6 protein-coding genes are annotated in these 2,842 nt (G+C 54.8%); 1 reads left to right on the top strand and 5 read right to left on the bottom strand.

The genetic code is table 11. From position 1 onward, the window contains the following. The 3 genes from ACRESJ_RS25725 to ACRESJ_RS25715 form a co-directional block, all read right to left on the bottom strand. The coding region (locus ACRESJ_RS25725) for a hypothetical protein (protein WP_431760377.1) at positions 1–110 on the bottom strand (110 nt) is incomplete at its 3' end. 82 nt (positions 111–192) lie between these two features. Further along, positions 193–645, bottom strand: coding sequence for a PaaI family thioesterase (locus ACRESJ_RS25720; RefSeq protein ID WP_431760376.1), 453 nt, complete (start codon positions 643–645; stop codon positions 193–195). After that, positions 642–1,118 carry a PaaI family thioesterase gene (locus ACRESJ_RS25715; RefSeq protein WP_431760375.1) on the bottom strand — a complete coding sequence of 159 codons (477 nt, stop codon included), beginning with the start codon at positions 1,116–1,118 and terminating at the stop codon, positions 642–644. The genes ACRESJ_RS25720 and ACRESJ_RS25715 overlap by 4 nt, the downstream gene beginning before the upstream one ends. Before the next feature lie 159 nt (positions 1,119–1,277). Between ACRESJ_RS25715 and ACRESJ_RS25710 the strand changes: the two genes are divergently transcribed. Beyond that, on the top strand, positions 1,278–1,514 hold the full coding sequence (locus ACRESJ_RS25710) for a hypothetical protein (protein WP_431760374.1): 237 nt from the start codon (positions 1,278–1,280) through the stop codon (positions 1,512–1,514). Positions 1,515–1,591: 77 nt separating this feature from the next. Here the strand turns inward: ACRESJ_RS25710 and ACRESJ_RS25705 are convergent, their stop codons facing one another. Next, complete coding sequence (locus ACRESJ_RS25705; protein ID WP_431760373.1) at positions 1,592–1,993, bottom strand: MAPEG family protein; 402 nt, start codon at positions 1,991–1,993, stop codon at positions 1,592–1,594. Beyond that, complete coding sequence (locus ACRESJ_RS25700; protein WP_431760372.1) at positions 1,993–2,730, bottom strand: DUF599 domain-containing protein; 738 nt, start codon at positions 2,728–2,730, stop codon at positions 1,993–1,995. Before ACRESJ_RS25700 ends, ACRESJ_RS25705 begins: the two co-directional genes overlap by 1 nt. Positions 2,731–2,842: the final 112 nt, after the last annotated feature.

The following is a 2,842-nucleotide window of genomic DNA, read 5'->3' as shown; positions in this document are numbered from 1 at the left end:
TCGCGAAGGAAAATTTCCTTGTTGGAATACAGCGAATGGATCATGAGGTGCAGCAGTTGCTTCACCTCGGTCTGGAAGCCCAGGGTTTCCTTTTGAGTTTCCACACTCATGGTCATCAAACTCCAATCAGATGGCAGTGGCCGCGACCTTGAGCGGTCGGCGGCGGGTTGTCATCAAAGTTGGGGGCTGTGTTCAGGATTTCAAGGGCTCTTCGAGTTTGAAATGTGCCCGGGCCGTGGCGATGGGTTCAGCTTCGGTGCTTTGCCAGGCGGTAACCGCCACGTTGGCCACCCGACGCCCCTGCCGGCAAACCTGGCATCTGGCCCAGGTATCGCGATACTGCCCGGCCCGCAGGTAATCGAGGGAAAAGTCGATAATCTTCGGCACACCCGGCGAGCCGGTAGCGATCAGCAGATGCAGCGCAGCAGCCAGCTCCATGAAACCGGCGATCACGCCACCATGGATGGCTGGCAGTAATGGGTTACCAATGTTGTCCTTGTTGGCTGGCAGACGAAACAGCAACTCATCCCCCACCCGCGAGCACTCGACGCCGATCAGCGTGGCATAGGGAATGAGCTGCAGCAGCGAGGTGTAATCGCCCTGCTCATGGGCTGTTTGCAGTTGCTTCTGAAAACTGTTGGTCATTTCGTGCCTCCGGCGATCGCGCCACCAAAGCCTTTAGTGCCCTTGATGCCTTTGCCCATGCGCATGAAGGTGCCTACAACATGGGCGATGGGCTGTTCGGGATCGTCCTGATAGGCAAAACCTCGGGCGAAAATCACATCGGTGGTCACCCGATAGCATTGAGCGAACCCATAAACATCCTTGTGCGGCTCGGCGGCATGCATGTAGTCGATGCGCAGATCCAGCGTCGGACAGACTTCGAATTCCGATAGCACGCACAGCGTGGACATGCCACAAGCGGTGTCCATCAGTGTTGTCAGCACGCCGCCGTGAATCACACCGGTTTGCGGGTTGCCAACGATTTGCGGGCCGTACGGCAACACCAGGGTGAGCCCTTCAGTACTGACGTCGTGAACCCGCAATCCGAGGACCTGACAATGTCGCAGCGCCGAAAGAAATCGCGTCGCACGCTGAAAAATGGGGTTTTCGGCCATTTGATAAAAACTCTTATTTAATAATCGTCATTGCGGTAGAGGTTCGGGTAAAAGTTCCGCATTAGAACAAACTTATATATCTGAACAATCTAAGGAACTTAACGCTGATGGCCGGGCTCTTAAGGCCAGATAGACATTTTCCATAAGGAGAAACACCCCATGCGTAAGACTTTAGCTATTGCCTTGATGTTGACCGCTTCCCTCGGTCTCGCCGCCTGCGATAAAAAATCCGAGGACAAAGCTCAAGATGCTAATAAACATGCTGAGCAAGCTCAGCAAGATATGAATAAAGCTCAGGATAAAGTGAACGACGCTGCGAAAGAAAACGCCGAAGCTGCCAAAGCTCAGGCTGAATCGAACGCTGCCGCGCAGGAAGAAGCCGAGAAGAAGCAATAAGCCGCTTCTCGCTGCAGATAAAAGAAAACCCGCCAAGTGCGGGTTTTCTTTTGCCTGTCGCTTTTGGTTATGCGTCGTTAAAGTACTAGCGTTCTGAAAGTCGGACTAATCATCAGCAACAACGAACAGACTAATCCCACCAGCCAAACCAGGCTGCGCTGCCAGGCCAGATCTTTCCAATAACACACCAAATAGATCACACGCGAGATCACGAAGATGATCGCCAGCGAGTCGATGAGCCACCCTGCGGTCTGCGTGGTATGCGCCATCAACACACCCACCGCAAACAATATGAATGCTTCGAAACTATTCTGATGTGCCGCTACCGCACGGGCACCCAAGCCAGTGAGTTGCATTTGCTGTTGGCGCGGCAAGTGATTGTTGTAACCGCCCTGCTCTTTCATGGCTTTGCTCACGGGCATGCGCGCCACGTAAATCAGCAAGGCACTGATAAGAACACACCAGAATGCAATACTCATCAAACCGCCTCTTTATTGGCCTCGGGCATTGGCGCCTCCGTAGGGGTATAGACCATTACGTGCAGAACATCGGAGTGAAACTCACGGTGATACAACACGAACACCACGCCAGTACTCATCAACATGAACAACCAGGGGCTGACGAACCAGGCCAGCATGGTCATGCCGAAATAATAGGAACGCAGGCCGAAGTTGAACTGGTTGGCCGCCATGGAGATGACCCGTGCAGCCCGGGCTGCAAAGGCTCTGCGCTCTTGTTCGGACACATGGCGCTCCCCCACCATGGGCGCCGAGCCCACCAGAATCGCCGCGAAGTTGTACTGACGCATGCACCAACTGAAGGTAAAGAAGGCATAGACAAACACCAACGCCAGGCACAGCAGCTTGATCTCCGACATGCCCTGCGAAGCCTGTTGCACCATCGGGATATCTGCCAACAGCGACACCGCGCGCTCCGATGCCCCGAGCACCGTGAGAATACCGGCCAGGATAATCAGTGTGCTGGAAGCAAAGAACGAAGCATTTCGCTCCAGGTTGCCGATCACGCTGGCATCGGCGATGCGGTTGTCACGCAGCAGCATGCGGCGCATCCAATCTTCGCGGTATAGGTGCAGCACGCTGGCCAGGCACGCCGTATCGCGGCCCCTCCATGTCGCATAACGGGTGTAACCGCCCCAGCAGATGACGAACCAGATGGCAGCAAGGATATGAATCAGGTTGGCTTGGATGAACGACATGCAGGTCCTTGTGATGTAGTGACTGGTACACCGAAACCCCTGTAGGAGCGAGCTTGCTCGCGAAGGTCTTGAATCATGGCGCGCGTTTCAGGATAAACGCGTCGCCTTGAGG

This window comes from Pseudomonas sp. (assembly GCF_050739655.1).
In the GTDB taxonomy this organism is placed as follows: domain Bacteria; phylum Pseudomonadota; class Gammaproteobacteria; order Pseudomonadales; family Pseudomonadaceae; genus Aquipseudomonas.
The sequence above is the reverse complement of the archived record's forward strand: the minus strand, read 5'-3'. Positions and strand labels throughout refer to the sequence as shown.